This is a genomic window from Pseudacidovorax sp., from assembly GCF_017991995.1.
GTDB lineage: Bacteria > Pseudomonadota > Gammaproteobacteria > Burkholderiales > Burkholderiaceae_C > Xenophilus.
The window spans coordinates 65264-89358 of the sequence record NZ_JAGOPN010000013.1 but is presented as its reverse complement, the minus strand read 5'-3'; the positions used below and the strand labels follow the sequence as shown (position 1 = coordinate 89358).

The 24095-nt window shown below is 69.7% G+C and carries 20 protein-coding genes; 12 read left to right on the top strand and 8 right to left on the bottom strand.

Annotated features, from left to right (window positions below; all coding sequences use genetic code 11):
* The first annotated feature begins 122 nt into the window (after positions 1-122).
* Entirely contained in the window at positions 123-752 is a 630-nt protein-coding gene (locus KBC94_RS17950) for a TRAP transporter small permease subunit (protein WP_294373079.1), read from the top strand.
* 20 nt (positions 753-772) lie between these two features.
* Positions 773-2644: a TRAP transporter large permease subunit gene (locus tag KBC94_RS17945; RefSeq protein ID WP_294373077.1), complete on the top strand. Its 1872-nt coding sequence runs from the start codon at positions 773-775 to the stop codon at positions 2642-2644.
* A 199-nt stretch (positions 2645-2843) separates the two neighbouring features.
* On the opposite strand, the gene dctP is transcribed toward KBC94_RS17945, so the two are convergent.
* The 4 genes from dctP to xseB form a co-directional block, all read right to left on the bottom strand.
* The gene (dctP, locus tag KBC94_RS17940) at positions 2844-3926 is read right to left on the bottom strand and encodes a TRAP transporter substrate-binding protein (protein WP_017762306.1); all 1083 of its coding nucleotides are present in this window, start codon (positions 3924-3926) and stop codon (positions 2844-2846) included.
* Positions 3927-4075: 149 nt separating this feature from the next.
* On the bottom strand, positions 4076-5929 hold the full coding sequence (dxs, locus tag KBC94_RS17935) for a 1-deoxy-D-xylulose-5-phosphate synthase (protein WP_294373072.1): 1854 nt from the start codon (positions 5927-5929) through the stop codon (positions 4076-4078).
* 20 nt (positions 5930-5949) lie between these two features.
* The gene (locus KBC94_RS17930; protein ID WP_294373070.1) at positions 5950-6885 is read right to left on the bottom strand and encodes a polyprenyl synthetase family protein; all 936 of its coding nucleotides are present in this window, start codon (positions 6883-6885) and stop codon (positions 5950-5952) included.
* Complete coding sequence (xseB, locus tag KBC94_RS17925; RefSeq protein ID WP_234193837.1) at positions 6885-7139, bottom strand: exodeoxyribonuclease VII small subunit; 255 nt, start codon at positions 7137-7139, stop codon at positions 6885-6887. Before xseB ends, KBC94_RS17930 begins: the two co-directional genes overlap by 1 nt.
* Before the next feature lie 268 nt (positions 7140-7407).
* Between xseB and KBC94_RS17920 the strand changes: the two genes are divergently transcribed.
* From KBC94_RS17920 to KBC94_RS17885, 8 genes are all read left to right on the top strand, one after another.
* Positions 7408-8571 carry an aromatic ring-hydroxylating dioxygenase subunit alpha gene (locus KBC94_RS17920; protein WP_294373068.1) on the top strand — a complete coding sequence of 388 codons (1164 nt, stop codon included), beginning with the start codon at positions 7408-7410 and terminating at the stop codon, positions 8569-8571.
* Between the two features lie 51 nt (positions 8572-8622).
* Complete coding sequence (locus KBC94_RS17915; protein WP_294373066.1) at positions 8623-9546, top strand: DMT family transporter; 924 nt, start codon at positions 8623-8625, stop codon at positions 9544-9546.
* A 64-nt stretch (positions 9547-9610) separates the two neighbouring features.
* The gene (locus KBC94_RS17910; RefSeq protein WP_294373064.1) at positions 9611-10519 is read left to right on the top strand and encodes a sulfurtransferase; all 909 of its coding nucleotides are present in this window, start codon (positions 9611-9613) and stop codon (positions 10517-10519) included.
* Between the two features lie 5 nt (positions 10520-10524).
* Complete coding sequence (locus tag KBC94_RS17905; RefSeq protein WP_294373063.1) at positions 10525-11157, top strand: DUF2796 domain-containing protein; 633 nt, start codon at positions 10525-10527, stop codon at positions 11155-11157.
* Positions 11154-11858 (top strand): ABC transporter ATP-binding protein, encoded by a 705-nt coding sequence (locus KBC94_RS17900; protein ID WP_294373061.1) that lies wholly within the window; start codon positions 11154-11156, stop codon positions 11856-11858. Before KBC94_RS17905 ends, KBC94_RS17900 begins: the two co-directional genes overlap by 4 nt.
* Complete coding sequence (locus KBC94_RS17895) at positions 11855-13114, top strand: ABC transporter permease (RefSeq protein WP_294373059.1); 1260 nt, start codon at positions 11855-11857, stop codon at positions 13112-13114. The genes KBC94_RS17900 and KBC94_RS17895 overlap by 4 nt, the downstream gene beginning before the upstream one ends.
* Positions 13115-13305: 191 nt before the next feature.
* A complete protein-coding gene (locus tag KBC94_RS17890) occupies positions 13306-13920 on the top strand; it encodes a DUF3299 domain-containing protein (RefSeq protein ID WP_294373057.1) in 615 nt (204 codons plus the stop codon).
* Between the two features lie 214 nt (positions 13921-14134).
* Entirely contained in the window at positions 14135-16177 is a 2043-nt protein-coding gene (locus tag KBC94_RS17885) for a DUF3300 domain-containing protein (RefSeq protein ID WP_294373055.1), read from the top strand.
* 72 nt (positions 16178-16249) lie between these two features.
* On the opposite strand, the gene KBC94_RS17880 is transcribed toward KBC94_RS17885, so the two are convergent.
* The 4 genes from KBC94_RS17880 to polA all read right to left on the bottom strand — a co-directional run bounded on the left by KBC94_RS17880 (position 16250) and on the right by polA (position 22511).
* Positions 16250-17200, bottom strand: a complete 951-nt coding sequence (locus tag KBC94_RS17880) for a ZIP family metal transporter (protein WP_294373054.1) — start codon at positions 17198-17200, stop codon at positions 16250-16252.
* Positions 17201-17315: 115 nt separating this feature from the next.
* Positions 17316-18212 (bottom strand): dienelactone hydrolase family protein, encoded by an 897-nt coding sequence (locus KBC94_RS17875; protein ID WP_294373050.1) that lies wholly within the window; start codon positions 18210-18212, stop codon positions 17316-17318.
* Between the two features lie 169 nt (positions 18213-18381).
* Complete coding sequence (locus KBC94_RS17870; protein WP_294373048.1) at positions 18382-19683, bottom strand: M20/M25/M40 family metallo-hydrolase; 1302 nt, start codon at positions 19681-19683, stop codon at positions 18382-18384.
* A gap of 38 nt (positions 19684-19721) precedes the next feature.
* Positions 19722-22511, bottom strand: coding sequence for a DNA polymerase I (gene polA, locus KBC94_RS17865; protein ID WP_294373045.1), 2790 nt, complete (start codon positions 22509-22511; stop codon positions 19722-19724).
* Positions 22512-22633: 122 nt separating this feature from the next.
* On the opposite strand from polA, the gene KBC94_RS17860 reads away from it, so the two are divergent.
* Positions 22634-23002 (top strand): hypothetical protein, encoded by a 369-nt coding sequence (locus KBC94_RS17860; RefSeq protein WP_234193825.1) that lies wholly within the window; start codon positions 22634-22636, stop codon positions 23000-23002.
* Positions 23003-23009: 7 nt separating this feature from the next.
* Positions 23010-24062, top strand: coding sequence for a homoserine kinase (locus tag KBC94_RS17855; protein WP_294373042.1), 1053 nt, complete (start codon positions 23010-23012; stop codon positions 24060-24062).
* The last annotated feature ends 33 nt before the right edge of the window (positions 24063-24095 follow it).

Below are 24095 nucleotides of genomic sequence, written 5' to 3'. Positions count from 1 at the left end.
CATGGTCGACGCGGCGCGGCCCCTTAGAATCCGCCCGCCTTTCGCACCCGGCTCGCGGCCCACAACGCCAGCGCGCCGGGTGTCTTCGTATCTGAAAGGCCCAATTCAAAAATGGAGTAGACATGCAAGGCTTGCTGAGGCTCTCGCGCGCCATCGACTGGCTCAATGCGCAGGTGGGCAAGGTCGTGATCTGGCTGATCATGGCGTCAACGGCCATCAGTGCGCTCAACGCGCTGGTGCGCTACATCTTCAACACCAGTTCCAATGCCTTCCTCGAGGTGCAGTGGTACCTGTTCGCCTGGTCCTTCCTGGTGGCTGCGGGCTTCACGCTGCTCAACCGGGAGCATGTGCGCATCGATGTGCTCAACAGCCGCCTGCCCAAGAAGGCGCAGATCTGGATCGACATCGTCGGCTTCACGCTCTTCCTCACGCCGGTATGCCTGCTGGTGCTGTACTACACGGTGCCCATGACGATGCAGAAGTTCGCCTCGGGCGAAATGTCGGGCAACCCCGGCGGACTGATCCGCTGGCCGGTGTGGCTGGCGCTGCCGATCGGTTTCACCCTGCTGCTGCTGCAGGGCTGGTCCGAGCTGATCAAGCGCATCGCCTTCCTCACCGGCGATGGCCCTGACCCGACCGTCAAGCCCGGCGAGAAGACCGCCGAGGAAGAACTGGCCGAGGTGCTGCGCCAGCGCGCCGAATCCGACGCCCGCAATGCCAACGCGGCCGCCACGGCGCCGCAGGCCCGCTGAACCGGACGGGAGTACACGACGTGGAGTTCATCACCGCCAATTTCGCCCCGATCATGTTCGCGGGGCTCATCTGCTTCCTGCTGCTGGGATTCCCGGTGGCCTTCAGCCTTGGCGCCTGCGGGCTGACCTTCGGCATCATCGGCATCGAACTGGGGGTGTTCCAGTCCTCGGTGATGGCCTGGCTGCCGCAGCGCCTGATCGGCATCATGGCCAACGACACGCTGCTCGCGGTGCCCTTCTTCACGCTGATGGGGCTCATCCTGGAGCGCAGCGGCATGGCTGAGGACCTGCTCGACACCGTCGGCCAGGTGTTCGGCCCCATGCGCGGGGGCCTGGCGCTGGCCGTGGTCTTCGTCGGCGCGCTGCTGGCCGCCACCACCGGCGTGGTGGCCGCCTCGGTCATCTCGATGGGCCTGATCTCGCTGCCCATCATGCTGCGCTACGGCTATGACCGCCGCTTCAGCAGCGGCGTGATCGCGGCATCGGGCACGCTGGCCCAGATCATCCCGCCCTCGCTGGTGCTGATCATCATGGCCGACCAGCTCGGCAAGAGCGTGGGCGACATGTACAAGGGCGCCTTCGTGCCGGCCTTCATGCTGGTGGGCTGCTATGTGCTGTACGTGGCCTTCCTCGCCATCTTCCGGCCCGCCAGCGTGCCGGCGCTGCCCGCCGAGGCCCGCATCTACCGCGAGCCCGACGGCAGCGGTGGCTATCGCTCGCTGCTGGTGCTCATGGTCATCTCCTTTGTCGTCTCGGTGCTGGTCGCGCGCCACCTGACCGATGTGCACAGCTGGTGGAGCGGCCAGACGGTCACCTCGGTCGCCACGGACGAAAAGGTGGTCGTGGCGATGTGCGGCGGTACCTTCGTCGCGCTGGTGATCGCCCTGCTCAACAAGTACCTGCGGCTGGGGCTGCTGTCCAGGCTGGCCGAGCGCGTGACCTTCGTGCTCATCCCGCCGCTGCTGCTGATCTTCCTGGTGCTCGGCACGATCTTCCTGGGCATCGCCACGCCGACCGAAGGCGGGGCGATGGGCGCCATCGGTGCGCTCATCATGGGCTGGGCGCGCGGGCGGCTCGACATGACGCTGCTCAAGCAGGCGCTGGCCGCCACCACCAAGCTCGGCAGCTTCGTGATGTTCATCCTGATCGGCGCCACCATCTTCAGCCTGGTATTCCAGGCGGCGGACGGCCCGATCTGGGTCGAGCACCTGCTGGCCAGCCTGCCGGGCGGCCAGGTGGGCTTCCTGGTCGCGGTGAACCTGCTGATCTTCTTCCTGGCCTTCTTCCTCGACTACTTCGAGCTGTCGTTCATCGTGGTGCCGCTGCTGGCGCCCGTGGCCGACAAGCTGGGCATCGACCTGATCTGGTTCGGCGTGCTGCTGGCGATGAACATGCAGACCTCCTTCATGCACCCGCCCTTCGGCTTCGCGCTGTTCTTCCTGCGCTCGGTGGCGCCGGACAAGCCGTACGTGGACCGTGTGACCCACACGGTGATGCAGCCTGTCACCACCATGCAGATCTACAAGGGCGCCATTCCCTTCGTGCTGATCCAGCTGGTGATGGTCGGCGTGATGATCTCGTTCCCCAACTTGGTCACGGGCAGCCTCGACAAGGCCCAGAACTACGATCTCAAGAGCATCGGCGACCAGATGCGCGAGAGCCTGCAGCCCGAAGGCGGCGGGGCCTCGCCGGATGCCGGCTACGGCAGCGGCGAAGAGCCCTACGGCGGCACGCCCGCGCCGGGCGGTGACTCGCCCCCCGCGGCACCGGCTTCCCCGGAGGCGGCACCCGCCGCACCCGCCGCACCCGACGCGGACGCGCCGGCGTCCACCCCGGACGATCCGGTCAAGGCGATGGAAGAGGCGCTCAAGCGGGCGCAGCCTTCCAACTAGCCACCGCCTGCCCGCCCGCGTCCATTGCGGGCGCCTGCGCCGGACGCCGCGCCTTGCGCGATGTCGGCGCGGGACTCGCGGTCACCACCGAGGGCCATGACGACAGACGCAAAAAAGCCGCGCACTGCGCGGCTTTTTTGTTGTGCGTGCATCAAGCCGACGAGCCCGCCATCCGGCAGGCTCGGCGCCCGCGCCTTCGTCAGATCTTGACGCCGTTCATGTACTGGTTGAACGGGTACTCCGAGAAGCGGTTCCACAGGATCTGGTCGCGCTGGAAGGCGCGCATGCTCTGGTGGATGGCCTTGAACTCCGGCGACTTGGCTTCGTGGTCGGCGAAGACCTCCATCGACGACTTGAAACCCGCGTCCATCACGGCCTTGGGGAAGGCCTTCAGTTGGGTCTTTTCGGCCACCAGCTTCTTCAGAGCGATGGGGTTGTAGGCGTCGTACTTGGCGGTCATGTCGGTGGCCGCCACGGCCATCGCGGCGTTGAGGATCGCCTTGTTCTCGTCGGACAGCGCGTTGAACTTCTTCACATTGATGAAGAACTCCAGGTCGGCGCCGCCTTCCCACCAGCCGGGGTAGTAGTAGTAGGGCGCGACCTTGTTGAAGCCCAGCTTGGCGTCGTCGTAGGGACCGACGAATTCGGCGGCGTCCAGCGTGCCCTTCTCGAGCGCCTGGTACACGTCGCCGGCCGGCATGTTCTGCGGCACCACGCCGAGCTTCTGCATCGCTTCGCCGAACACGCCGCCGCCCATGCGCATCTTCAGACCCTTGAGGTCCTCGACGGTCTTGATTTCCTTGCGGTACCAGCCGCCCATCTGCGTGCCGGTGTTGCCGGCGCTGGCGGTGCGGAAGTTGTACTTGGCGAAGAAGTCGTCGAGCAGCTTGCGGCCGCCGCCGTAGTCCTTCCACGCGGTGTTCTGACGCGCGGTCAGGCCGAAGGGCACGGCGCAGCTGAAGGCGAAGACCGGGTCCTTGCCGGTGAAGTAATAGGCGGCGGACTGGGCCATCTCGATGGTGTCGCCTTGCAGCGCATCGACGACGCCGAAGGCCGGCATCAGTTCACCGGCGGGGTGCACGGTGATCTCGAACTTGCCACCCGACATGGCCTTGATCGTCTTGGACAGCATTTCGGCGCTGCCGAAGATGGTGTCGAGCGAGCGAGGGAAGCTCGATGCGAGGCGCCAGCGCACTGCGGCCTGCGCGTGCACCGCTGGCGCCACACCGGCGGCCAGGACACCAGCGAGGCCGGCATTTTTGATGATGGAACGACGATCCATGAGCTTGACTCCGTTGAACAGCTGAAATACGAACGCGGCCCGTGGCCGCGTTGTCGACTCTGAAGAGGGCCGATTCTAAAAAGATGCACCCGGCGGCCCCGTGGGGTTTCCCCTTGCGGTGCCCGGAACGCGCCCGCACAGCGCGCGGGTCAGGCCGCGCCGAAGCGCGCCTCGATGGCGCTGCGGATGCCCGCGGCATCCAGCCCCAGCCCGGCCAGCAGGCGGGCCGGGTCGCCATGCTCGATGAAGCGGTCGGGCAGGCCCAGTTGCAGCACCGGGCGCTGGATGCCCGCGGCCTGCAAGGCCTCGAGCACGGCGCTGCCCGCGCCGCCCATGATGGCCCCCTCTTCGATCGTCACCAGCGCCTCGTGGCCCTCGGCCACCTCGCGCAGCAACGCCTCGTCCAGGGGCTTGGCCCAGCGCATGTTGACGACCGTGGCATCGAGCGCCTGGCCGGCCTCGAGCGCCGGATAGAGCAGCGTGCCGAAGGCGAGGATGGCGATGCGCCGGCCCTGGCGGCGCACCTCCCCCTTGCCGTAGGGAAGGGCATCGAGCGACAGCGAAGGCACGGTGCCCACGCCCGCGCCGCGCGGATAGCGCACGGCCACCGGATGGTTCTGCGCGAAGGCGGTGGACAGCAGTTGCCGGCACTCGGCCTCGTCCGCCGGACAGGCCACGGCCATGTTAGGCACGCAGCGCAGGAAGGGGATGTCGTAGGCCCCCGCATGCGTGGCGCCGTCGGCGCCCACCAGGCCCGCGCGGTCCAGCGCGAAGACCACCGGCAGATTCTGGATCGCCACGTCGTGGATCAACTGGTCGTAGGCGCGCTGCAGGAAGGTCGAATAGATGGCGACCACCGGCTTGAGCCCTTCGCAGGCGAGGCCACCCGCAAAGGTCACGGCATGCTGCTCGGCGATGCCGACGTCGTAGTAGCGCTCGGGGAACTGCTGTTCGAACTCCACCAGGCCCGAGCCCTCGCGCATGGCGGGCGTGATGCCCACCAGCCGGCCGTCCTTGGCGGCCATGTCGCACAGCCACTGGCCGAAGACCTGGGTGAAGGTCTTCTTGGGCGCGGCGGCGGGCTTGACCAGGCCGATGGACGGATCGAACTTGCCCGGGCCGTGATAGGCCACGGGGTCGGCCTCGGCCAGCTTATAGCCCTGGCCCTTGCGCGTGACCACATGCAGGAACTGCGGGCCCTTGAGCTGCTTGAGGTTCTCCAGCGTGGGAATCAGCGAGTCGAGATCGTGGCCATCGATCGGCCCGATGTAGTTGAAGCCGAACTTCTCGAACAGCGTGGCCGGCACCACCATGCCCTTGGCCTGCTCCTCCAGCCGCTTGGCCAGCTGGAACAGTGGCGGCGCCGCCTTGAGCACGCTCTTGCCGACTTCCTTGGCCGCCGCGTAGAACTGACCGCTCATCAGCTGCGCCAGATACCGGTTGAGCGCGCCCACGGGCGGGCTGATCGACATGTCGTTGTCGTTCAGGATCACCAGGAGCCGGGCGTCGTCGTACACGCCCCCGTTGTTCAGCGCCTCGAAGGCCATGCCGGCCGTCATCGCGCCGTCGCCGATCACCGCGATGGCATGGCGTGTCTCGCCCTTCTGGCGCGCGGCCAGAGCCATGCCAAGGGCAGCCGAGATGCTGGTCGACGAGTGCGCCGTGCCGAAGGTGTCGTAGACGCTCTCGGTGCGCTGCGGAAAGCCCGAGATGCCGCCCTGCTGGCGCAGCGTGGGCATGCGCTCGCGCCGGCCGGTGAGGATCTTGTGCGGATAGGTCTGGTGGCCCACGTCCCACACGATGCGGTCCTCGGGCGTGTCGAAGACATAGTGCAGCGCCACGGTGAGCTCGACAGTACCGAGGTTGGAGCTGAGGTGGCCGCCGGTGCGCGACACGTTGTCGAGCACGCAGGCACGCACCTCGTCGGCCAGCTGGCGCAGCTGCTCGCGCGGCAGGCGGCGCAGGTCGGCGGGATCGTGGATCGTGGGGAGAAGAGGTGCCATGGGGCGATGTTCGAAAAAGGCTACCGGTCGCGCGCGACGACCATGTGGGCCAGGGCGGCCAGTGCGGCGGTGTCGGCCAGGCCGCTGGCATCGAGCGCGGCCAGCGCCTGGGCCAGCAGGCGGTCCGCTTCGGCGCGGGCGCCGTCCAGGCCCAGAAGGGCGACGTAGGTGGGCTTGTCGGCGGCGGCGTCCTTGCCGGCCGTCTTGCCCAGGGTGGCGGAATCGGCCGTGACGTCGAGCACGTCATCCACGACCTGGAAGGCGAGGCCGATGGCGGCGCCGAAGGCGCGCAGGCCCTGGGCCGCGGCCACAGGCAGCTCGCCCGCGCACGCGGCGCCCATCTCGACGCTGGCCTGCAGCAGGGCGCCGGTCTTGAGGCGGTGCATCTCGCGCAGCTGCGCCTCGTCCAGCCGACGGCCGACGCTGGCCAGGTCGATGGCCTGGCCGCCGGCCATGCCGCAGGCACCGGCGCCGCGCGCCAGCAGCGCGACGAGACGGGCCTGCACCTGCGCGGGCACCGCCGCGGCGGCGCCGTCCAACGGCGCGATCAGCTCGAAGGCCTGCGCCTGCAGGGCATCCCCGGCCAGCAGCGCACCCGCTTCGCCGAAGCGCACATGCACCGTTGGCTTGCCCCGGCGCAGCACGTCGTTGTCCATGCAGGGCATGTCGTCGTGCACCAGCGAATAGGCATGGATCAGCTCGACGCCACAGGCCGCGCGCAGGGCCGCCTCGTCCAGCCAGGCCGGCACGCCGGCCGAGCCAGCGGCCCGTGCGGCAGCCAGCACCAGCAGCGGCCGCAGGCGCTTGCCGCCGTCGAGCACGGCGTAACGCATGGGCTCGGCCAGCGAGGACGGCGCCCCGGCGCCCACCCACTGCGCGAGCGCAGCTTCCACACGCGCCAACTGCGGGCGCATCCAGGCCGCGAGTTCGACCGGCGTCCAGGCAGACGCGGCCATCAGGCGCCTGTCCATGGCTTGAGGTTGCCGGCGTCCAGCACCTTGATCTGCTCTTCCACGGCCTGCAGGCGTTCGCGGCAGAAGGCCAGCAGGCGCGCACCGCGCTGGTAGCCGGCAAGCAGCTGGTCGAGGGGAAGCTGGCCCGATTCGAGCGCGGCCACCAGTTGCTCCAGTTCCTGCAGACCTGCCTCGTAACTGGCGGGCAGGTCGGCGGTGTCGGGCGCAGGCGCGGCTGCGGGGGCGGCCTTGGGCATTCGGAAGGTTGTCGGAAGGTGAAACGCGCGATTCTAGGAGGCCCCGTCCGAGCCGCCTGTCGGCCGTGGGCGGGACCAGCGCCTTCGCCGGTCGCGGTCATCGGCCCTGGATAAAACCGGGGTACAATTCGAGCTCATTCCCTGTGCCGGCGCCAGCCGGCTTCGTTTTTTCTGCCCAATCCTCAAGGAGGCCACCCCTTCCGGGCGGAGCAAAGCAGGGGTTTCCACTTCGCGTTACCTCCCTGTGGGGAGCTTGGTCAGGTCACCCATGTCTGATTTAAGTCTTCGACTGCAGCAGGCTTCGAGCCAACTTCCGGTCTCCAGCTATTTCGACGAGGCGCTCTATGCGAGCGAAATGGAAACACTCTTCAAGCAGGGCCCACGCTACGTGGGCCACAAGCTGTGGGTGCCCGAAGCCGGCAGCTACCACACGCTGCCGCAGGAAGGCGAAGGCCGCGCGCTGGTGCACACGCCGCGCGGCGTCGAGCTGATCTCCAATGTCTGCCGCCACCGCCAGGCCGTGATCCTGCGCGGCAAGGGCGAGCTGCCGCGCCAGAGCGGCGGCCACATCGTCTGCCCGCTGCACCGCTGGACCTACAACGCCGCCGGCCCTTCGCCCACCGGCACGCTGCTGGGCGCGCCGCATTTCGCCCAGGACCCCTGCCTCAACCTGCACACCTACGGCCTGCGCGAATGGAACGGCCTGCTGTTCGAGGACAACGGCCGCGACATCGAGGCCGACCTCGCCGGCATGGGCCCGCGCGCCCACCTGAACTTCGACGGCTACGTGCTCGACCGCGTCGAGATGCACGAGTGCAACTACAACTGGAAGACCTTCATCGAGGTCTACCTGGAGGACTACCACGTCGGCCCCTTCCATCCGGGCCTGGGCAACTTCGTGACCTGCGACGACCTGCGCTGGGAGTTCAAGCCGCAGTATTCGGTGCAGACCGTGGGCGTGGCCAACCGGCTCGGCCGTGCCGGCAGCCCGGTGTACGAGCGCTGGCATGACGAGTTGCTGCGCTACCGCAGTGGCCGCCCGCCCGAGTTCGGCGCCATCTGGCTGACCTACTACCCCCACATCATGGTGGAGTGGTACCCGCATGTGCTGACCGTGTCGACGCTGCATCCCATGGGCCCGCACAAGACCATGAACGTGGTCGAGTTCTACTACCCCGAGGAGATCGCCCACTTCGAGCGCGAGTTCGTCGAGGCGCAGCAGGCTGCCTACATGGAGACCTGCATCGAGGACGACGAGATCGGCGAGCGCATGGACGCCGGGCGGCGCGCCCTCTTCCAGCGCGGCGACAACGAGGTCGGTCCCTACCAGAGCCCCATGGAAGACGGCATGCAGCACTTCCACGAGTGGTATCGCACGCAGATGACCGCCAGCGCCGCGGCCCGCGCCTGTCTCGACAGCGCGCGCGGCTGATGGGCCACCCCGGCCGGCCGATTCCCACCCAGCAGGAGAACTGACCCGCGCATGCAAAGCCTGTGGATGGTCGCTTCGGCCCTGTTCTTCGCGACCATGGGCGTGTGCGTGAAGATCGCCTCGGCCTGGTTCACCAGCGCCGAGCTGGTGTTCTGGCGCGGTGTGATCGGCATGATCTTCATCGCCGTGCTGGCGCGCCGGCAGAAGGTGTCGCTGGCCACGCGCTATCCCGGCATGCATGCGTGGCGCAGCGTGATCGGCACCGCCTCGCTGGGCGCCTGGTGGTACGCCATCGCCAACCTGCCGCTGGCCACCGCCATGACGCTCAACTACATGAGCAGCATCTGGGTCGCGGCCTTCCTGGTGGGCGGCGCGCTGTTGGCCTGGGCGCCGGTGCCAGGCCGTGGCGGACGGGTGCCGCTGCCGCCCATGCAGGGCCCGCTGGCACTCACGGTGCTGGCCGGCTTCGCGGGGGTGGTGCTGCTGCTCAAGCCCTCGGTGCACGGCACGGACGCCTTCGCCGGCCTGGTCGGGCTGCTGTCGGGCATGGCCGCGGCCTTTGCGTACATGCAGGTGATCGCGCTGTCGCGCATCGGCGAGCCCGAGACGCGCACGGTCTTCTACTTCGCAGTCGGCTCGGCCGTGGCGGGCGCCCTGTGGACGCTGTTCACCGGCTGGTCGGTCTGGTCGTGGTCGCATGCCATCTGGCTGCTCCCGGTGGGCGTGCTCGCTGCTCTTGGGCAGCTGTGCCTCACCCGCGCGTATGCCAGTGCGAAGACGCAGGCGGCGACCCTGGTGGTGGCCAACCTGCAGTACTCCGGCATCGTATTCGCGGCCATCTACAGCGTGCTGCTCTTCGGCGACCGCATCGACGCGGCGGGCTGGGGTGGCATCGCGCTGATCATCGGCAGCGGCATCGCGGCCACGGTGCTGCGCCAGCGCGCGGTGCCCAAGGCGCCGGCCGAGGAACACTGAGCGCGCTCAGGCACCGGGCAGGCGCCGGGCCCACAATGGCGGCTTCGCCCTCGGAGCCTTGCCGATGCACGACACCCTGATTTCCGTCGACCAGCTGCGCGCGCTGCAGGACAGCCACGCGCCGCTCATGATCTTCGACTGCAGCTTCGACCTGATGAAGCCGCACGCCGGCCGCGAGGCCTGGCTGCAGTCCCACATCCTCGGCGCGCTGCATGCCGACCTGGACCAGCACCTGAGCGCCCGCCATGGCGCGCCAGGCCATGACGGCCGCGTGCTGGTCGCGCACGAGGCCGACCGGCCGGCCTCCGGTGGCCGGCATCCGCTGCCCAGCCGCGAGCGCTTCGCGGCCTGGCTGGGCAGCGTGGGCTTCTCCAACGACATGCAGGCGGTGGTCTACGACCGCAACGGCGCCAACTACTGCGGCCGGCTGTGGTGGATGCTGCAATGGGCCGGCCACGCTGCCACCGCCGTGCTCGACGGCGGCCTGCAAGCCTGGCAGGCGGCCGGCCTGCCCGTCGCCAGCGGCGAGGAACCGGCGCACTTCCAGAGCAATTTCGTGCTGGGCGCGCCGCGCGTGAAGCTCGTCGACACCGACGCCGTGCGCGCCGCCATGGACAGCGGCGCCGCCCCCATCGTCGATGCCCGGGCCGGCCCGCGCTACCGCGGCGAAGTGGAACCGCTGGACCCGATCGCGGGTCACATCCCCGGCGCGCTGAACCGGCCCTTCGTGGACAACATCGGACCGGACGGCCGCTTCAAGCACGCCGACCAGTTGCGCGCCGAGTTCGAGGCGCTGCTCGGCGACCGAGCAGCCACGGGTGCGATCCATCACTGCGGCAGCGGCGTGAGCGCCGTGCCCAATGTGCTGGCCGCCCGCATCGCCGGCCTGCCCGAGCCGGCCCTGTACGCCGGCAGCTGGAGCGAATGGAGCAACACCCCCGGCCTGCCCACCCGGCAAGGCCCCAACCCGTGACCTGCATGACCTTCCGCCGACTCACCGCCCTTGCGGCGCTCTCGTCCCTCCTGTTCACCGGTTTTGCCGCGCCCGCCCTGGCCCAGCAGAAGCCTGCCCCCCGCGCCCAGCATGCCCATGTGCATGGCAAGCTGGAGCTGGACATCGCCATCGAAGGCACCGCCGTCACCATCGAGATGGAGGCGCCGCTGGACAGCCTTCTCGGCTTCGAGCGCGCGCCGCGCACCGATGCCGAGCGCGAGGCCGTGGCCAGCATGACGAAGCGCCTGCGCGCGGCCGATCAGCTCTTCGTGATCGATCCGGCGGCCGGCTGCAAGCTCGGTCCGGTGCAGCTCGATTCGCCCGTGCTCAGCGGCGACAAGGCGGCCGAGGCCAAGCCAGCTGCCGGCGCCAAGGTTGGCGATGCCAAGGCCGCAGCCAAACCCGCTGCGAAGCCCGCGGAGGACGTCGACCATGCCGACCTGGACGCCAGCTTCGCCTTCAACTGCGTCGATGCCTCGCGCGCCCGCTACATCGAGGTGCAACTCTTCGACGCCTTCAAGAACCTGCGGCAGATCGAAGCAGAGATCGTCGCGCCGCAGGGCCAGTTCAAGCGTGTGCTGCGCCGTCCCGCCGCGCGGCTGACCTGGGACAAGTGAGCGCCGCCCCCGTCCTGGAGGCCCGGAGCCTGCGCTTCGGCTGGCCCGGCGCGGCCGCGCCCTGCATCGACATCGACCATCTGGCTGTCGCGGCCGACGAGCCGGTGTTCCTGTACGGCCCGAGCGGCTGCGGCAAGAGCACGCTGCTGTCGCTGCTGGCCGGCGTGCTGCTGGCGGATGCCGGCGACGTGCGACTGCTGGGCCAGGACTGGTCGCGCCTGGGGGGCAGCGCCCGCGACCGCCGGCGCGTGGACCACGTGGGCTACATCTTCCAGCAGTTCAACCTGCTGCCCTACCTGAGCGTGATGGACAACGTGCTGCTGCCGCTGCGCTTCTCTCCGCGCCGCCGGGCCGAGGGCTCGCGCGCACAGGCCGAGGCGCTGCTGGCGCGCATGGGCCTGGATGCCACGCTCTGGTCGCGCAGCGCCCTGCAGCTGTCGGTGGGCCAGCAGCAGCGCGTGGCTGCGGCGCGGGCGCTGGTCGGCCGGCCCGAACTGGTGATCGCCGACGAGCCCACCTCCGCGCTGGACGAGGAGCGCCGCGAGGCCTTCCTCGACACCCTGCTGGCCGCCTGTCAGGAGGCCGGCAGCGCGCTGGTGCTGGTCAGCCACGACCCGCGCATCGCGCAACGTTTTGCGCGCCAGCTGCACCTGCCCTCGCTCAACAAGGCCGCGACGGCCGTTGCCGCTTCCGCCGCATGAAGACGCTGTTCGCCATCGCCGCCCGCAGCGCCTGGAACCGGCGCTTCACGCTGGCGCTCACGGTGTTTTCCATCGCGCTGTCCACCCTGCTGCTGCTGGGCGTGGAGCGCATCCGCACCGAGCTGCGCGACAACTTCTCGTCGGCCGTCTCGGGCACCGACCTGATCGTCGGCGCGCGCACGGGCAGCACGCAGCTGCTGCTGTATTCGGTGTTCCGCATCGGCGCCGCCACCAACAACATGGGCTGGAAGAGCGTGCAGGACCTGCAGGCCCACCGCGGCGTCGCCTGGGTGGTGCCGATCTCGCTGGGCGACTCGCACCACGGCTTTCCGGTGCTGGCCACCACGCCCGAGTACTTCAGCCGCTTCCACTACGGCGATCGCCAGGCGCTGGCCATGCGCGAAGGCAAACCCTTCGAGCAGCTTTTCGACGCGGTGCTGGGCGCCGACGTCGCCGAGCAGTTGGGCTATCGCCTGGGCCAGAAGATCACGCTGTCGCACGGCAGCGGCGAGCTCTCGCCCGAGCATGCCGACAAGCCCTTCACCGTGGTCGGCATCCTCGCGCGCACCGGCACGCCGGTGGACCGCACCGTGCACATCGGCCTGGAGGCCATGCAGGCCATCCACCTCGACTGGGTCGCCGGCGTGCCGGTGCCGGGGCTCAAGATCCCCGCCGAGCAGGTGCGCAAGTTCGACCTCAGCCCCAAGAGCGTCACCGCCGCGCTGGTCGGCCTCAAGAGCCGCGCCGCCGTGTTCGCGGTGCAGCGCTGGGTGGCCGGTTATACCGAGGAGCCGTTGATGGCCATCCTGCCCGGCGTGGCGCTGGACGAGCTGTGGCAGGTGGTCGGCGTGGGCGAGAAGGCGCTGCTGGTGCTGTCGGGCCTGGTAGGCATCGTCAGCCTGGCAGGCCTGGTGTCGGTGGTGCTGGCCGGCCTGAACGAGCGCCGCCGCGAGTTGGCCGTGCTGCGCGCCGTGGGCGCGGGCGCGCGCCATGTGCTGGCGCTGTTGGCACTGGAAGGGGCGCTGGTCACCGCGCTGGGCGTGCTGCTGGGCGCCATCGCCGCGGCCGTCGCCCTGGCCCTGCTGGGGCCGTGGCTGCAATCGACCTACGGCCTCGCCCTGACGATCTCGGCTCCTACACTGAACGAATGGACCTTGCTCGGTGCGCTGCTGGCAGCAGGCTGGCTGGCCAGCCTGCTGCCAGGCTGGCGCGCCTATCGCCTGTCGCTGGCCGACGGGCTCTCTCCCAGGATCTGAAATGAAACCACCCCGTTTGGACTTCCTCACTGCGTGTGGAAGTCCAATCCCCCTCAAGGGGCGCACCCAGCGGCCGGGCCAAGCCCGTTCCGCGGGTGCACTGGCATAGCCTGCTCCGCGGCCCTTCGATCAGAAAAGCGATGCCGGTTTCTTGCCCTGCGGGTGGCGCGACAGCGCTGAGGAAAACTGATATGACGACCCTACTTTCGCGAACCCTGCTCGCCGGCGCCTGCGTCGTCGCGTCTCTTGCCATCGCCCCAGCCCTGGCCGCCGGCCCGGCGCCCGAAGCCACCACGGCCACCAACCCGTTGGGCGGCAAGAGCAGCAGCCCCGCCAAGCCCGCCGCGGGCGCCAAGCAGATCACCTGGGTCGAGCTGGTGCCGCCGGGTTGGGACCCGGCCAAGGACTTCAAGGACATCGACCTCGGCAAGCTGGAGGACAACGATCCCCGCGCCGCCGAGTTGCTGCAGAAGATGCAGGACGTGCTCAACAACGCCCCCACCAATGCCGCCCTCAACGGGGTTCAGGTGCGCCTGCCGGGCTTCGTGGTGCCGCTGGAGGAAAGCAAGGGCCTGGTGAGCGAGTTCCTGCTGGTGCCGTACTTCGGCGCCTGCATCCACACCCCACCGCCGCCGGCCAACCAGATCCTGCATGTGCGGCCGCGCACACCGGTCAAGTTCCGCGCCATGGATGCCGTGTGGGTCAGCGGCCCGCTGCGCACCGAGCGCAACGACTCGATGATGGGCGCCAGCGGCTACAGCATGACGGCCGAAGCCGTCACCAAGTACACCGAGGGCGGCAAGTAGGGCCCGCAGGTCAGCTTCCCGCAGGTCGTCTGGCCGCCGCGACCTACAGGTTTGCGCGGGCAACGCCGGCAGCGGCCACCTGCCAGCACCGGAAACTCATCGACACCACTGGTCACACAGCCGAGGCGCCGCGGGTGCACCGCGACAGACGCGGCACCGTTGACCAGGAACCGGCAGGACTTCTCGTCCTTCCGACCGATGGGGACTTCCAACCATGCCCGCTTTGCCATTCATTGCCGCCGCGCCGCAGCCATCGCGCCCGGCCGCTACCCCCCGCCCGCTCTGGGTGGCCCTGACGCTGGCCCTGGCGCTCGGCGCCTGCAACCAGACGTCACCGTCGCCCGAAGCCCAGGCACCCGTTCCGGCCCCGGCCCCCGCAGCCCAGGCCGTCACAGCCGCCGCGCCGGTTCCTGCGGCCTACACGCCACCTTCGGCCAATGAGTTGTATCGGCTGGTGGCGCCCATCGCGCTGTACCCGGACAAGCTGGTGGCCCAGGTACTGGCCGCCTCTACCTATCCCGACCAGGTGACCGCCGCCCACCAGTGGCTGATGCAGAACCAGCAACTCAAGGCAGGCCCGCTGGCCGATGCCGCCAACCAGCAGCCCTGGGATCCGAGCGTGAAGGGGCTGACCGCATTCCGGCGCGTGCTGGACCAGATGGCCGGCAACGTCGCGTGGACCACGGCCCTGGGCCAGGCCTACTACAACGACCCGACGGACGTGATGAACGCCATCCAGGTCATGCGCCAGCGCGCTCGCAGCGCCGGGGAACTCAAGAGCAGTTCGCAGTTGAAGGTGGTGCAGAGCAGCGCGCCACCGGCGCAACCCGTCGCGGTGCAGCCGGGGGTGGTGGTGCAGTCCACCCCGGTGGTGGTGGAGCCGCCGCCGACCTACATCACCATCGAGCCCGCCCAGCCCGACGTGGTCTATGTGCCGCGCTATGACCCGCAGGTCGTGTACGGCGCGCCTGTGCCCTATTACAGCGGCTACAGCTACACGCCGCCCCTGCAGGTGGCCGAACCCGTGCCGGTGCAGCCCGTGGTCGTGGGCGCCCTGGCCTTCGGCGCCGGTGTCATCGTCAGCTCGGCACTGCAGCGGCACGACTGGGGCTGGCGCAACTGGGACCTGCGCTGGGGCAGCCCGCCACCGCCCCCGCCGCCCGGCGGCTGGGGACGCGACCGGCCTCCCCCCAACTGGCAGCGGCCGGCCGTGGTCTACAACAACAACATCTACATGCCCCAGCCCGCGCCGGGCTACGGCCCCCCGCCTCGGCCGTGGGGCGGCCCGCCCCCCGGCGGTCCGGATCCACGCATGCTGGCTGTCCAGCAACAGCAACAGCAACAGCGGGAGTTGGCCGAGCAGGCCGCACGCCAGAGCCAGGAGCAGCAGCGGCAGACGCAACTGATGCAGCAGCAGATGCAGCGCGACCAGCAGATGCGCGACATGGCGCAACGTCAGGCCGACGAGCAACGGCGCGTGGCCGACATGCAGCGGCAGCAGGCCCAGCAGCAGCGTCAGCTCGCCGACCAGCAGCGGGACATGCAGATGCGGCAGCAGGCGGCGCAGGCACAAAGCCGCGAACAGCAGGACCGCATGCGCCAGGCCCAGCTGGAACAACAGCGCCAGCAGCAGGAGGCGCAACGGCAGCAGGCAGACATGGCACGCCGCCAGCAGGAAATGCAGCAGCGTCAGCAGCAGGACCAGGCCCGCCGCCAGCAGCAGGCCGCCGAAGAACAGCAGCGGCAGGCCCGCGCCCAGCAGGACCAGCGGCAGGCGCAGGCGGAACGCGACCGCCAGCAAGGGCAGATGCGCGACCAGCAGCGACAGATGCAGGAGCAGGCACGTCGACAGCAGGAGCAGGTGCAGCAGCAGGCCCAGGACCAGATGCGCCGGCAACAGGAGCAGCGTCAGGAGCAAGCGCGGCAACAGCAGCAGCAAGCCCAGGAGCAGGCACGCCGCCAGCAACAGCAGGCCCAGGAGCAGGTCCGCCAGCAGCAGCAACAGGCGCAGGAGCAGGCCCGGCGCCAACAGCAGCAGGCGCAGGAGCAGATGCGCCAGCAGCAGCAACAGATGCAGGAGCGCGCCGGGCAACAGCAGCGGGAAGCACAGCAGCGGATGCAGGAGCAGATGCGTCAGCAACAGCAGCAGGCGCAGCAGCGCGCCCGCGAGGCCCAGCCGGGGCACGGCGGCGAACGGCGGGACGGGCCGCCTGGGCCGGGCCGGCCGCCGCGCCCGGGCGAGCAGCCGCCGTCCTGACCACGGCGCCCGCCGCGCATCAGGGCCAGCATGGCGCGGGCGCGGGCGGCCTGCGCTCGCAGGAAAACTGCCTCAGTGCGTGTGCGGGCGCGCAGCGCTCACGGGCGGCGCCACTCCCTCATCGTGCCCATGCCCATGCTCATCGCCATGGGACAGGCGGCTGACCCCCGTCACCAGCACGATGCCCGCCAGCAGCCACAACACCTGAAGCACTGTCTGGCGTGCGGCCAGCCTGCGCTGCAGTTGCGGGATGAGATCGGCCAGTGCCACGTACGCGAAGCTGCTGGACGCCAGCACCAGGAAGTACGGCAGCCAGCCGTGCAACCGCTCGACCAGCCACCAGCCCAGGACGCCGCCCAGCGCGGTCACCGTGCCCGCCAGGGACACCTTGATCAGCGCGGCGCGGGCATCCGGCGAGGTCTGTCGCATCACCACCAGGTCACCCACATGGTGCGGCACTTCATGGGCCAGCACCGACAGCGCGGCCAGCAGGCCGAGCCGCGTGTCGGCCATGAAGGCCGAGGCGATGAGCACGCCGTCGCCGAAGCAGTGCACGCTGTCGCCGGCCAGCACGGCCCAGCCGCCGACCCGCGGTGCATGCGCATGGGCGCGGTCGTGGGCGTGGCCCGCGCTGTCGACGGGATGGGCATGAAGACGCCCATGCCCCGGATGGTCGTGTCCATGCGCAGCGGCGTGCGCATGGGCGTCGGGCGCGGGTCCGTGGTGGTGTTCATGCCCGTGATGCCAAAGCTCGGCCTTGTCGAGCAGGAAGAAGAGCACCAGCCCGCCCAGCAGCACGGCGAACAGCACCGAGGGTTCCAGCCCGCTCTCGAAGGCCTCCGGCAGCAGGTGCATGAAGGCCGTCGCCAGCAAGGCGCCCGCGGCCAGGCTCAGCAGATGCTGCGGCCCATGGCCTGCGTCCTGCGGCCGTCCGCGCACGCCCAGGCGCAGCAGCATGCCGGCGATCCAGACGCTGCCGATGCCGGTGACGAGGGTGGCGAGCAGGATCTGGAGCAGCTTCATCGGGGGTCGGACGAACGGGAGGGATGACGAAAAAAGGCCGCCCGAAGGCGGCCCGTGCGGGAGGGTCAGGACAGCGGGCGGGCGCCATTGTCGGCGGCCCGGCCCCGCGTGGCACTCAGGCCACGCCGTTGGCTTTGAACCAGGCCGTGGCGCGCTTCCAGCCGTCCTCGGCGGCACTCTGCACATAGCTGGGCCGGTAGTCCGCATGGAAGGCATGGCCCGCCTCCGGATAGACGACGAACTGCGAGGCCTTGGCCGCAGGCGAGCCAGCGGCCAGCGCGGTCTTCATCTGCTCGACCGTGTCCAGCGGGATGCCCTGGTCCTTGCCGCCATAGAGGCCCAGCACCGGCGCCTTGAGTTCGGCCGCAATCTCGACAGGGTGCTTCGGCGTGAGCGTCGAGGCCTGCCCCACCAGACGCCCGTACCAGGCGACGCCGGCCTTGACCCGTCCGGTGGCCGCATAAAGCCAGGTGATCCGGCCGCCCCAGCAGAAGCCGGTGATGCCGGCCCGGCTGGTGTCCCCGCCGTTGGCGCCGGCCCAGGCCAGCGCGCCGTCCAGATCGGCCATGACCTGCGCGTCAGGCACCTTGGAGACCACCTCGGCCATCAGCTTGGGGATGTCGGTGTAGCCACGCGGATCGCCCTGGCGCGCATACAGCTCCGGCGCGATGGCCAGATAGCCCAGCTTGGCGAAGCGGCGGCAGGTGTCGGCGATGTACTCGTGCACACCGAAGATCTCCTGCACCACCAACACCACCGGCAGGCCCGTGCGGCCTTCCGGCGCCGCGGCATAGGCCGGCACGTCGAAACCGGCGACGGTGAACTTGACCGGCCCGGCCCGCAGCCCGTCGGCCGGTGTGCGGATGGCCGTCTGCGCAGCGATGGGCAGCGTGGCGGCGGCATAGCCCACGCCAAGTGCTGCCTTGAGGGCGGTGCGGCGGGTGGCGCCTTCGGCTTCGGCGCGGCCGGGCCGCAGGGAATCGAAATCGCGCTGGATGTCGTCTTTCAGCATGCGGTGTCTTCCTTGGCTGTAGGGGGTGTCGGAGTCTAGGCAGCGCGCGGCGCTGCGCTCGCAAAGCCCTGCGGGGTGCAGGGCCGGCCGCGCAGGGCCCTGCGAGCCCAGCTCCACAGTACGGTGGGAAGCGCCGGGCGGATCAGTCGACACGCCCGCCGCAGGCGGCTCAGCGCGCCGGCACCTTGCCCGCCGACACGTCCATGATCAGCCGAGTGGCCAGGTACAGCCGCGGCGCGATGGAGTCGATCAGCACGTACTCGGCATCGGCCGAGTGCGCGCCGTACCCCTGAAGGCCGAAGCGCTCGACCACGGCCGCCTTGCCCGACAGGCCCGCGAAGGCCGCGTCGGTGCCGCCGCCGGCCACCCTGTCATCGGCGCCCAGCGTGCGGCCAAGTTCGCCGTAGATGCCCTGTGCATGCCTGGCCAGCGCCAGCGCGGCGGCATTGGCCTCCAGCGGCGGGCGGCGGCGCTCGAACACGGCCTCGACCTTGGCCTCGGGGATCAGCTGCGTCTTCACCCGCTCCTGGATGGCGCGCTCCAGACGGTCGTAGTCGGCCACCTTGATCACGCGCACATCGGCCATGGCCTGGGCCGCCGCCGGGATCACGTTGCGGTTGTTGCCGGCCTGCCCCACCGTCCAGTTCATCTTGAGACCAGTGGACGGGTCCGACAGGTCACGCATCTGCAGCACCTGGTGGGCCATTTCGTAGAAGGCATTGACGCCCTTTTCGGGGGCCGAGCCGGCATGCGAGGCCTTGCCCTGCACCTTGAGCGTGACGGCGCCGATGCCGGCGGTGGCGAGCGACAGCTTGTCGTCGTTGGCATAGGCACCTTCGTGCGACATCACCACATCGTGCTCAGCACCCAGCTTGCTGATCAGGGCGCGCGAGCCAGGCGAGCTGATCTCCTCGTCGCCGTTGATGAGCACCGTGATGCGGCCGTAGTCCTTGAAGCCCAACTCCTTGAGCATGGCCAGCGTATGCAGGATCACCGCGACGCCCTGCTTGTCGTCGGCGATGCCCAGGCCGTAGGCCTTGTCGCCTTCGACGCGGAAGGGCTGGCGCGCGCCCATGCCGATGGTGTAGACCGTGTCCATGTGCGCGATGAGCATGATGCGCGCCTTGCCCGTGCCCTCGAAGGTGGCGCGCACCATCTTGCCGATACGCTCGGGCGTGTCGCCCATGCGGTAGACCTCGGGCGACTCGGCGCTGCCCGGCTCGATCACCGACACCTCCCCGCCCAGCGCCCGCAGTCGCCCGGCCACCAGTGCCGCCATGCGGTCCAGGCCGTCGAGATCGCGGCTGCCGGATTCGATGGCGACCAGCTGCGAAAGCGTGTCGAGCAGTGGTTGCTTCTGCTGCTGGGCCAGCGTCTCGATGCGCGCGTCGCGCTGGGCGAAGGCGGGTACGGCCGCGGCGAGCGCCAGGGCGAGCACGAGCGGGCGGAATGCATTGATGGTCAAAGTCATGATGTCGTCGTTGTTGTGGCCGATTCGGCAGGTAGCGGTCAGTGGGCCTTCTCCCAATTGGGACCAAAGCCGATCTCGGCGAGCAAAGGCACCTTGAGCTCGGCCACGCCGGCCATGATGCGCGGCACCTCGGCCCGCACCCAGTCGACTTCGGCCTCGGGCACCTCGAACACCAGTTCATCGTGCACCTGCATGATCATCTTCGTGTCCAGGCCCTGCGCGTCCAGTGCCTTCTGCACGGCGTTCATGCTCAGCTTGATGAGGTCGGCCGCGGTGCCCTGCATGGGCGCGTTGATGGCCGCACGCTCGGCGGCGCCGCGCCGCGGGCCGTTGGGCGAGCGGATCTCGGGCAGGTACAGGCGCCGGCCGAACACGGTCTCGACGTAGCCCTTCTCCTTGGCGCTGGCGCGCGTCTCGTCCATGTAGTTCTTCACGCCCGGGTAGCGCGCGAAGTAGCGGTCGATGTAGCTCTTGGCTGCGGTGTTGTCGATGCCCAGGTTGCGCGCCAGGCCGAAGCTGCTCATGCCGTAGATCAGGCCGAAGTTGATCACCTTGGCATAGCGGCGCTGCTCGCTGCTGACCTGCTCGGGCGTACTGCCGAAGACCTCGGCGGCCGTTGCCCGGTGCACGTCGATGCCCTCGTTGAAGGCCCGCAGCAGCGCCTCGTCGCCGCTGATGTGGGCCATGATGCGCAGCTCGATCTGCGAGTAGTCGGCGCTGGCGATCACCCGGCCCTCGGGCGCGATGAAGGCCTCGCGGATGCGCCGGCCTTCGGTGGTGCGCACCGGGATGTTCTGCAGGTTGGGGTCGTTGCTCGACAGCCGTCCGGTCACGGCCACCGCCTGCGCATAGTGCGTGTGCACGCGCCCCGTGCGCGGCAGCGCCATCTGCGCCAGCTTGTCGGTGTAGGTGCTCTTGAGCTTCGAGAGGCCGCGGTGCTCCAGGATCTTGGCCGGCAGCGGATAGTCCTCGGCCAGCTTCTCCAGCACCTCCTCGTCGGTGCTGGGCGCGCCGCTCGGCGTCTTCTTGACCACCGGCAGGCCCAGCTTGTTGAAGAAGATGTCGCCGATCTGCTTGGGGCTGCCCAGGTTGAAGGGCTGGCCGGCAATCTCGTAGGCCTGCTGCTCCAGCGCCACGATGCGCTGGCCCAGTTCGTGACTCTGCGAGGCGAGCGCGCCAGCATCGATCAGCACGCCATTGCGCTCGATGCGGTAGAGCGTCTCGCTGCTGGCGATCTCCAGCTCATAGACGAACTTCAGCCGCTCGTCGGCCTGCAGCTGCGGCCACAGCACGCGGTGCACGTCCAGCGTCTGGTCGCTGTCCTCACACGAATACTCGGCCGCCTTGTCGATGGACACCTGGCTGAAGGGGATCTGGTGAGCGCCCTTGCCACACAGGTCCTCGTAGTCGATGCCGCTGCGGCCGGTGTGGCGCTCGGCCAGGCTGGCCAGGCCATGGGGTTTGTGCACTTCGAGCACATAGCTCTGCAGCATGGTGTCGTGCACATAGCCCTGCACCTCGATGCCATGGTTGGCGAACACATGGCGGTCGTACTTGATGTGCTGGCCGAGCTTGTGGCGGCTGGCGTCCTCCAGCCAGGGCTTCATGCGCGCCAGTACCTCGTCGCGCGGCAGTTGCTCGGGCGCGTCCGGGTAGTCGTGGGCCAGCGGCACGTAGGCCGCCTCGCCAGGCGTCACGCTGAAGCTGATGCCGACGATCTCGGCCTTCATCTCGTCGAGCGAGCTGGTCTCGGTGTCGATGGCGACCAGCTCTGCCGCCTGCAGCCTGGCCATCCAGGCATCGAAGGCCGGCCAGTCGAGCACCGTGTCGTAGACCAGGTTGCTCGCCCGCTCGGCCGCCGCGGCCAGCGTGCCATCGAGCAGTCCGGTGCCGCCCTCGCCCGGCTGCGCGGCGCCATGGCCCAGCAGCTCGGGCGCGGCGGCGTGGGCCTCCAGGCTCTTGGCCAGGCTCTTGAAGCCGTACTGCTCGTAGAAGTCCCTCAGCGCGTCGGTCTGCAGCGGCTGGATGGCGATGCCCTCCAGCGCGGGCAGGCCCTCCACATGGCCGGCCAGGTCGCAGTCGGTGCGGATGGTGACCAGCCGCCGGCCCTGCGGCAGCCAGTCGAGCGCGCGGCGCAGGTTCTCGCCAGCCTGGCCCTTGACCTCGGCCGCATGGGCGATCAGTCCGTCGAGCGAGCCGTACTGCGTGAGCCACTTGGCGGCGGTCTTGGGGCCCACCTTGTCCACGCCCGGCACGTTGTCGACCGCGTCGCCCACCAGCGTCTGGTAGTCCACCATCAACGAGGGCGGCACGCCGAATTCGGCCGTCACGCCCGCCACGTCGCGGCGCTTGCCGCTCATGGTGTCGATGATGGTGACGTGCTCGTCGACCAGCTGCGACAGGTCCTTGTCGCCGCTGCTCACGATCACCTCGATGCCCTGGCCGGCGGCCGTGCGCGCCAGCGTCCCGATGACGTCGTCGGCCTCCACGTCAGGCACGCACAGCACCGGCCAGCCCAGCAGCCGCACCACCTGGTGGATAGGCGGGATTTGCGTGCGCAGGTCGTCGGGCATGGGCGCGCGGTGGGCCTTGTACTCGGGGTACCAGTCGTCGCGGAAGGTCTTGCCCGGCGCGTCGAACACGCAGGCCGCATAGTCGGCGCGCACCTCGCGGCGCAGGGCCTGCATCATGTTGATCATGCCCCGGATGGCGCCGGTGGCGGGGCTGTTGGGGTCGCCAGGCACCGCACGCAGGTCGGGCATGGCATGGAAGGCGCGGTACAGGTAGCTGGAGCCATCGACCAGCAGCAGCGTTTTCTTCTCGGTCATCGGGCCATTCTCCCCTGCCGCCGGAATGCGGCTGTGCGTCGGCGCCTACGGGCTGCGGCAGCCTTCGACGACAGGGGGCAAGGCCGAGGGAACATGGGGGGCGCACCTACAATCGCCCGACCATGCCTGCCCATTCCTCCCCGTCCGTGCGCGCAGCCCTGCTGGCTGCGGGACTGTCGCTCCTTCCGGCCCTCGGCCATGCCCAGACCCCGCCGCCCCAGTCGGCCTCGGCAGCCCCGGCCGCTGAATCGCAGCCGCTGGACGGGCGCCGCAACCAGAAGATCGAGCACATCACGGTGGAAGACCGCGGCGCCAAGGTCGACGAGGTGCGCTACGGCGGCGTGACGCAGAGCATCACCGTCCAGCCCAAGGATTCGGCACTGCCCTCCTACGACATCCAGCCGACGGACGGCACGCGCCAGCGCACCGGCGCGACCGACGGCAACAGTTCCAGCGGCGGTCAGCGCGTCTGGAACGTCCTCAAGTTCTGAACCGCCCGTGGCGGTCTTCACCGAAGTCCGGGCCGACGAAGCGGCCGAACTGATGCGCCGCCTGGGACTGGGCGAACTCACCGAACTGCGCGGCATCGAGGGGGGCATCGAGAACACCAACTACTTCGCCACCACCGACCGGGGCGAGTACGTGCTGACGCTCTTCGAGCGCCTGACGCCGGCACAACTTCCGTACTACCTGGGGCTGATGAAGCACCTGGCCGAGCGCGGCATGCCGGTGCCCGAACCCGCGGCAGTCGGTCCCGGGGGCGGCCCGCTCTTCGATGCCGGCGCCCCGGACACCGCCTGCCCGCTGCTGCACACCATCGCCGGCAAGCCTGCGGCCGTGGTGCGCAAGCTGCAGGGCCGCAGCGAGCTGGCGCCGACCGCCGACCATTGCAGCGCGCTCGGCGACCTGCTGGCCCAGCTGCACCTGGCGGGGCGCGACTATGGGCAGGTGCAGCCCAACCTGCGTGGCCTGCCCTGGTGGAACGAGACCGTTCCGGTGGTGCTGCCGCATGTGGATGACGCCCAGGCCGCCCTGCTGCGCAGCGAACTGGCCTATCAGAACCATGTGGCCGAGTCCTCGGCCTATGCGGCCCTGCCCCGCGGCCCCGTGCATGCCGACCTGTTCCGCGACAACGCCATGTTCGCGCACGACGGCAAAGGCGGCACGCTGCCCGTGGTCACGGGTGTGTTCGACTTCTACTTCGCCGGCACCGACACTTGGCTCTTCGATCTGGCCGTGTGCCTGAACGACTGGGCCATCGACCTGCCCACCGGCCGTGCCGACCCGGCACGCAGCCGCGCCCTGCTCGATGCCTACCAGGCCCGCCGGCCGCTGGGCGCCGCCGAGCGGGAACTGCTGCCCGCGATGCTGCGCGCCGGTGCGCTGCGCTTCTGGATCTCGCGCCTGTGGGACTTCCACCTCCCGCGTGAAGCCAGCATGCTGAAGCCGCACGATCCGACGCATTTCGAGCGCGTGCTGCGCGAACGGGTGCGTGCGCCGCAGGTGCCGGCCCTGCAGGCCGAACCCGTCGCCGAAACGCTGGGCGCCTGAGCGCCCCTTGCGCCGGCGCCGGCCGCCCCCTTC

Coding starts and splice junctions, on each gene's coding strand:
- KBC94_RS17950 (WP_294373079.1), top strand. CDS start 123: ATGCAAGGCTTGCTGAGGCTCTCGCGCGCCATCGACTGGCTCAATGCG.
- dctP (WP_017762306.1), bottom strand. CDS start 3,926: ATGGATCGTCGTTCCATCATCAAAAATGCCGGCCTCGCTGGTGTCCTG.
- dxs (WP_294373072.1), bottom strand. CDS start 5,929: ATGGCACCTCTTCTCCCCACGATCCACGATCCCGCCGACCTGCGCCGC.
- KBC94_RS17930 (WP_294373070.1), bottom strand. CDS start 6,885: ATGGCCGCGTCTGCCTGGACGCCGGTCGAACTCGCGGCCTGGATGCGC.
- xseB (WP_234193837.1), bottom strand. CDS start 7,139: ATGCCCAAGGCCGCCCCCGCAGCCGCGCCTGCGCCCGACACCGCCGAC.
- KBC94_RS17920 (WP_294373068.1), top strand. CDS start 7,408: ATGTCTGATTTAAGTCTTCGACTGCAGCAGGCTTCGAGCCAACTTCCG.
- KBC94_RS17915 (WP_294373066.1), top strand. CDS start 8,623: ATGCAAAGCCTGTGGATGGTCGCTTCGGCCCTGTTCTTCGCGACCATG.
- KBC94_RS17910 (WP_294373064.1), top strand. CDS start 9,611: ATGCACGACACCCTGATTTCCGTCGACCAGCTGCGCGCGCTGCAGGAC.
- KBC94_RS17905 (WP_294373063.1), top strand. CDS start 10,525: ATGACCTTCCGCCGACTCACCGCCCTTGCGGCGCTCTCGTCCCTCCTG.
- KBC94_RS17895 (WP_294373059.1), top strand. CDS start 11,855: ATGAAGACGCTGTTCGCCATCGCCGCCCGCAGCGCCTGGAACCGGCGC.
- KBC94_RS17890 (WP_294373057.1), top strand. CDS start 13,306: ATGACGACCCTACTTTCGCGAACCCTGCTCGCCGGCGCCTGCGTCGTC.
- KBC94_RS17885 (WP_294373055.1), top strand. CDS start 14,135: ATGCCCGCTTTGCCATTCATTGCCGCCGCGCCGCAGCCATCGCGCCCG.
- KBC94_RS17880 (WP_294373054.1), bottom strand. CDS start 17,200: ATGAAGCTGCTCCAGATCCTGCTCGCCACCCTCGTCACCGGCATCGGC.
- KBC94_RS17875 (WP_294373050.1), bottom strand. CDS start 18,212: ATGCTGAAAGACGACATCCAGCGCGATTTCGATTCCCTGCGGCCCGGC.
- KBC94_RS17870 (WP_294373048.1), bottom strand. CDS start 19,683: ATGACTTTGACCATCAATGCATTCCGCCCGCTCGTGCTCGCCCTGGCG.
- polA (WP_294373045.1), bottom strand. CDS start 22,511: ATGACCGAGAAGAAAACGCTGCTGCTGGTCGATGGCTCCAGCTACCTG.
- KBC94_RS17860 (WP_234193825.1), top strand. CDS start 22,634: ATGCCTGCCCATTCCTCCCCGTCCGTGCGCGCAGCCCTGCTGGCTGCG.